Raw genomic sequence first — 5,816 nt, 5'->3', positions numbered from 1 at the left:
GCCGGGCGCCGGGGGCGGTGCGCCGTAGCCCTGCGGTGCGCCGTAGCCCTGTGGGGCCGGTGCCGGTGCTGCTGCCGCCACGACTACCGGCGGTGGCGGCACGGGACCGGGCGCGGAGCCGCCCGCGGCACCACCGGGCGCGGAACCGGCCCACGCGGCGCCGGTCGTCTCAGGGCGAGGGCCGGCCGCCTCGTACCCGGCGAACAGGTCGGCGAGCCCCGCCGGGGGCTCGCGCCAGCCCGACGGCGCGGGGACGGGCTGACGGCGTCCGATCCGGATCGAGCGGAGCCTCGGCAGGTCGGTGCGGCGCCGCAGGTCGGCGGTGGCCAGTGCGATGCGCACACCGGTCCAGTCCTCGCCGGTGCGCTGCGCGACCGAGGCGCGCAGGACCAGATCGCCGGTGCCGTCGCCCTGACGGTAGGCAAGGCGGTAGGCAGGCACCCAGACGGCGCCCGGCACCCCGTACTCCAGCTCCAGTTCCAGGTCCGGCCCCGTCTCCGTGTCAGCGGTGCCGTCAGCGGTGCCGTCGAGCGTCAGGACCGCGGTGACCGTGGTCTCCACGTGCGCTGACGGCGTGTCGGTGGAGGCGCGGTCGAGCCTGTCCGTGGCGAGGCCGAGTTCGTGCTCGACGCGGCGCAGCGCCTCCTCCAGCTCGACGAGGCGGGCGTGCAGCCCCGTCAGCCGCTCCTCGACGAAGTCGGCGAGCCCCAGCCACGCGTCGACCGGGGTACGGCGGTGCGACTCCTCGCGCTTGCGGGCCGGCGGGACCGGGCGCAGACCCCTGACCTCCTCGATCAGGCTCAGCTGCCGGTCCCGGCGGCCCTGCGCGGCCGCGCACTCGTCGTGCAGCCGCTCGACCTCGCGCCGCAACCCCTCGGGCGTGCCGCTGCCGAGCGGCTCGGCCCCGACCTCCACCCGGGCCTCGGTGACACGTATGCCCGGAGCGCCCAGGACCCGGGCCCGCAGTGAGCCGGGGTCCAGCGTGCGGGGCAGTCCTGTCACCCGTACCCGGCCGTCCGGCGGCACGCTGCCCCGGGCCATGCGGCGGCAGATCGCGCCCTGCGCGTACACCACGACCGAATCGAGGGTCGATCCCCACCTCTGTGCCGTCTCAGCCGTCATGTGCTGCTGCCCCCCGCCGCGTCCGTGTTGGGCGAAGCCTACGCCCGAGCGGTCCGAGCATCCGCGCCGGTCCGGATGCCGGTTACCCGTCGTACGGGCGGGGGATGAGCACTTCCGGCGAAGTCCTCTTATGTCTCCAGCCGTGCCGCCAGTTCCCCGGGCAGCGCATCGCGGTTCTGCGCGGTCACGCGGACCAGTTCGATGCCGGCGCGCTGCTTGAGGGCGTCGGTGAACGGGTCGTGGCGCGCGTGCACGGTGGCGACGACGTCGATGTCGGCCGTGAGCAGTTCACCCACGGCCTCCCGGAACGCGGAGCTGGAGAGCTCCATGCCGCCCAGCTCGTCGATGAGCGCAAGAACCCCCGGCGCCGGGCTCGGTGACAGCGGGGCGAAGGCCGACAGGGCCAGTTCGTCCATGACGCGCAGATCGACACCGTACCGGCCGATGCGCGGCGGCCCGGGGAAGGTGACATGCGCGAGTACGGCCCGCCTGCCGTCCAGCGTCTCCAGCGCGAATCCCACGCGGGCGGCGCCCTCCCGGATCTCCTCCGTCGTGAAACCGGCGGGTGTACGGGTGCGCAGCAGGGAGGCCAGCCGCCGCACGGCGGTCGTCTTGCCCACGCCCGGCCGTCCTTCGAGCAGGATCCTGATCGGCATCGCGTCCTCCGGGGGTGCGTGCATGGCGCTGTCCCCGCGATCCTCGCGCGGGCGAGGCCGAAGAAGTGGGGCGGCGCTCCGGCTGCGCGGCCGCCGTTCGCCGACCCGGGCGCGGGCGCGGGGCACGGTCCCCGCCGGGCAGGGGCCGTGCCCACCTCTCCCCTTATTGCACATATATTGCAGTTGCGAGAAAGAGGCAGAGGGAGACGTGCTGTGGGTGCACCGGTGGTGCTGGGAATCGAGTCGTCGTGCGATGAGACGGGCGCGGGCATCGTGCGGGACGGGAAACTGCTCGCGCACGTGGTGGCGTCGAGCATGGACGAGCACGCGCGGTTCGGCGGAGTGGTGCCCGAGATCGCCGCCCGGGCGCACCTGCACTCCTTCAACCCGGTCGTGCGCCAGGCCCTGGACCAGGCGGGGATGCGGCTGAGCCAGATCGACGCAGTGGCCGTCACCACCGGGCCCGGCCTGTCCGGCGCCCTCCAGGTGGGCCTGTCCGGCGCCAAGACCCTCGCCTACGCGGCCGGGGTTCCGCTGTACGGCGTCCACCATCTGGCCGGGCACGTCGCCGCCGACACCCTCGAACACGGCCCGCTGCCCGAACCGTGCGTGGTGCTGATCGTCTCCGGCGGCCACACCTCCCTGCTGCTCGTACGGGACCTGGTCCGCGAGCCGATCCTGCACCTGGGCGACACCCTGGACGACGCGGCGGGGGAGTGCTTCGACAAGGTGGCGCGCATCCTGGGCCTGCCGTACCCGGGCGGACCCGCCATCGACCGGGCGGCACGGGAGGGCGACCGGAAGGCCGTGGCCTTCCCGCGCCCGCTGACCCGGCCCGGCGACGACCCGTACGCGTTCTCCTTCTCCGGCCTCAAGACCGCGGCGGCCCGCTGGGTCGAGGGCCACCGGCTGCGCGGCGAGGAGGTCCCGGTCGCCGACGGGGCCGCCGCCCTCCAGGAGGCCGTGGCCGACGTGCTGACCCGCAAGGCGCTCGCCGCATGCCGCGCGTACGACGTCAGGACGCTGATCGTCGTCGGGGGAGTGGCCGCCAACTCCCGGGTCCGCGCCCTGGCGGAGAAGCGCTGCGCCTCGGCCGGGATCGAACTGCGCGTCCCGCCCATGACCCTGTGCACCGACAACGGCGCGATGATCGCCGCCGTCGGCGACCTCCTCGTCCGCTCCGGCGCCGAACCGGCGCCCCTCGACGTGTCGATCGACCCGTCGGCTCCGCTCGAGTACGCCGCCCTGACCCCGCTCGCCCGGCCGGCCGTCCGAGCAGCGTGACCCCTTCCGGCCCGCGGCGCCCGGGCCCCGCACAGCGGTCCGCGCGGCCGTCCCCCGCCCGCCGGCCCGCACCGCCGTCCCCCGTCCCGTCCGAGACCCGCGCCTGAGATCCGAGCAACGGAGCAGCACACCTTGCGTACCGCCGACATCCGCAGCAGATTCCTCGACTTCTTCGCCGAGCGCGGCCACACCGCCGTCCCCAGCGCCCCGCTGCCGACACCGGACCCGACCCTGCTGTTCGTCAACGCCGGCATGGTCCCCTTCAAGCCCTACCTGACCGGGGAGCAGACGGCGCCCTGGCCGCGCGCCACCAGCGTGCAGAAGTGCATCCGCACCCTCGACATCGAGGAGGTCGGCAAGACCACCCGGCACGGCTCCTTCTTCCAGATGAACGGCAACTTCTCCTTCGGGGACTACTTCAAGGAAGAGGCCATCGGTTTCGCCTGGGAACTGTCGACGAAGGCGCAGGCCGAGGGCGGCTACGGCCTCGACCCCGACCGCATCTGGGTCACCGTCCACCACTCCGACACCGACGCCCGCGGCATCTGGCGCGAGGTCGCCGGACTGCCGGACGAGCGGATCGTGGCCCGCGGCGACGAGGACAACTTCTGGTCCATGGGCGTCCCCGGCCCGTGCGGGCCCTGCTCCGAGCTGTACTACGACCGCGGCCCGGCACTCGGCCGCGAGGGCGGCCCGGCGGTCGACGAGGACCGCTACATGGAGTTCTGGAACCTGGTCTTCATGCAGTACGAGCGCGGTGAGGGCGCCGGCAAGTCCGGCTACCCGATCCTCGGCGAACTGCCCCGCCGCAACATCGACACCGGCATGGGCCTGGAGCGGATGGCCACCCTCCTTCAGGGCAAGGACAACCTGTACGAGATCGACGAGACCCGCCCGGTCCTCGACTGCGCCGCCGAACTCGCCGGGGTCCGCTACGGCGCCGACGCACAGGCCGACGTCCGCCTGCGGGTCGTCGCCGACCACGTCCGCACCGCCCTGATGCTGCTCGCCGACGGCACCGCCCCCGGCAACGAGGGCCGCGGCTACGTGCTGCGCCGCATCTTGCGCCGCTCGGTCCGCTCCATGCGCCAGCTCGGCTTCCACGACCCGGCCCTGCCCGAGCTGATGACCGTGGCCCGCGACTGCATGGCCCCCGGCTACCCCGAGGTCACCGAGGCCTTCGCCCGCATCGCGGACCAGGCGTACGGCGAGGAGGACGCCTTCCGCGCCACCCTCAAGCAGGGCACCACCGTGCTCGACACCGCCGTCGCGAGGGTCAAGGCGGACGGCGGCCGCTCGCTGCCCGGCAAGCAGGCCTTCCTGCTGCACGACACCTACGGGTTCCCCATCGACCTCACCCTGGAGATGGCCGCCGAACAGGGCGTCGAGGTCGACCGCGAGGGCTTCACCGCGCTGATGAACGAGCAGCGCGAACGGGCCCGCGCCGACGCCCGGTCCCGCAAGTCCGGCGGGGCCACCGACACCGGCGCGCTGCGCACCGTCCTGGACACCCACGGCCCCACCGAATGGCGCGCCTGGGAGACCCTGACCACCGAGTCGAAGGTGCTCGCCGTCCTCGGCGCGAACGGCCCGGTGCCGGCCGCCCGCGAGGGCGGGATCGTCTCGGTCGTCCTGGACCGCTCCCCGTTCTACGCCGAGTCCGGAGGCCAGGACAGCGACGCCGGCCGCATCTCCGGCAGTTCGGCCGAGGCGGAGGTCCTCGACGTCCAGCGCCCGCTGCCCGGCCTGGTCGTGCACCGGGTGCGCATCACCGCCGGAGAGCTCGCCGCCGGTGACCCGGTGGTCGCGGCCGTCGACCCCGAGTGGCGCCTCGGGGCCCGTCAGGCCCACTCCGGCACCCACGTCCTGCACGCCGCGCTCCGCGAGATCCTCGGCCCGACGGCCCTGCAGTCCGGCTCGTACAACCGGCCCGGCTACCTGCGCCTGGACTTCCCCTGGCGCGGCGCCCTCTCGCAGACGGTCCGCAGCGAGATCGAGGAGGCCGCCAACCGCGCCCTGCGCCGCGACCTGCCGGTCGGCGTGCGCTGGATGACCCTGGCGGAGGCCAAGGAGCTCGGCGCGCTCGCCCTGTTCGACGAGACGTACGGGGAGCAGGTCCGGGTCGTCGAGATCGGCGGGGCCTGGTCCAGGGAACTCTGCGGCGGCACCCACGTCGACCACGCTTCCCAGATCGGCACGGTCGCCCTGACGGCGGAGTCCTCGGTCGGCGCCGGCATGCGCCGCCTGGAGGCCGCGGTCGGCGTCGAGGGCTTCGGCTACCTCGCCCGGGAACGCGACCTGGTCTCCCGCATCGCCGAGCAGCTGAACGCGCCCCGCGCCGAACTCCCCGAGAAGATCGCCGGCCTCCTGGACCGCCTCAAGGCCGCGGACCGGGAGAACGCCCGCCTCAAGGCGCGGGCCACCGCGGCCCAGGCCGCCGAACTGGCAGGCCGGGCCGTGGACGCGGGCGGCACACTCGTCGTCACCACCACCGTCGACGGCACCACGGACGAGGCCCGCGCCCTGGCCCTCGCCGTCCGCGACCGCCTCCCGCAGGGCCGGCCCGGCGCGGTCGCCGCCGCCACCGCGTCCGGCGGACTGGTCCTGGCCCTCACGACGCCGGCCCGGGAAGCCGGACTGAACGCCGGCGCGCTGGTCAAGCAGCTCCTGGGCGGCCGGGGCGGGGGCTCGCCGGAAGTCGCCCAGGGCGGCGGCATCCCCGCCGAGCGGCTGAACGACGTCCTGGCGGAACTT

General features: G+C 74.6%; 4 protein-coding genes. 2 read left to right on the top strand and 2 right to left on the bottom strand.

What is annotated here, in order from left to right; translation table 11 throughout:
* Positions 1 to 1,122: DUF4139 domain-containing protein (locus tag V7793_RS32020; protein ID WP_336013208.1), on the bottom strand; the 1,122-nt coding region annotated here is incomplete at its 3' end.
* Positions 1,123 to 1,250: 128 nt separating this feature from the next.
* Positions 1,251 to 1,802 (bottom strand): nucleoside-triphosphatase, encoded by a 552-nt coding sequence (locus tag V7793_RS32015; RefSeq protein ID WP_336013206.1) that lies wholly within the window; start codon positions 1,800 to 1,802, stop codon positions 1,251 to 1,253.
* A gap of 189 nt (positions 1,803 to 1,991) precedes the next feature.
* Here V7793_RS32015 and tsaD point away from each other — a divergent pair, with 189 nt between their 5' ends.
* Both tsaD and alaS read left to right on the top strand, forming a co-directional pair.
* Positions 1,992 to 3,062: a tRNA (adenosine(37)-N6)-threonylcarbamoyltransferase complex transferase subunit TsaD gene (gene tsaD / locus V7793_RS32010; protein WP_336013204.1), complete on the top strand. Its 1,071-nt coding sequence runs from the start codon at positions 1,992 to 1,994 to the stop codon at positions 3,060 to 3,062.
* A 132-nt stretch (positions 3,063 to 3,194) separates the two neighbouring features.
* The coding region (alaS, locus tag V7793_RS32005; protein ID WP_336013202.1) for an alanine--tRNA ligase at positions 3,195 to 5,816 on the top strand (2,622 nt) is incomplete at its 3' end.

Origin of the sequence: Streptomyces sp. KLMMK, assembly GCF_036961605.1 — a bacterium.
GTDB lineage: Bacteria > Actinomycetota > Actinomycetes > Streptomycetales > Streptomycetaceae > Streptomyces > Streptomyces telluris.
The sequence above is the reverse complement of the archived record's forward strand: the minus strand, read 5'-3'. Positions and strand labels throughout refer to the sequence as shown.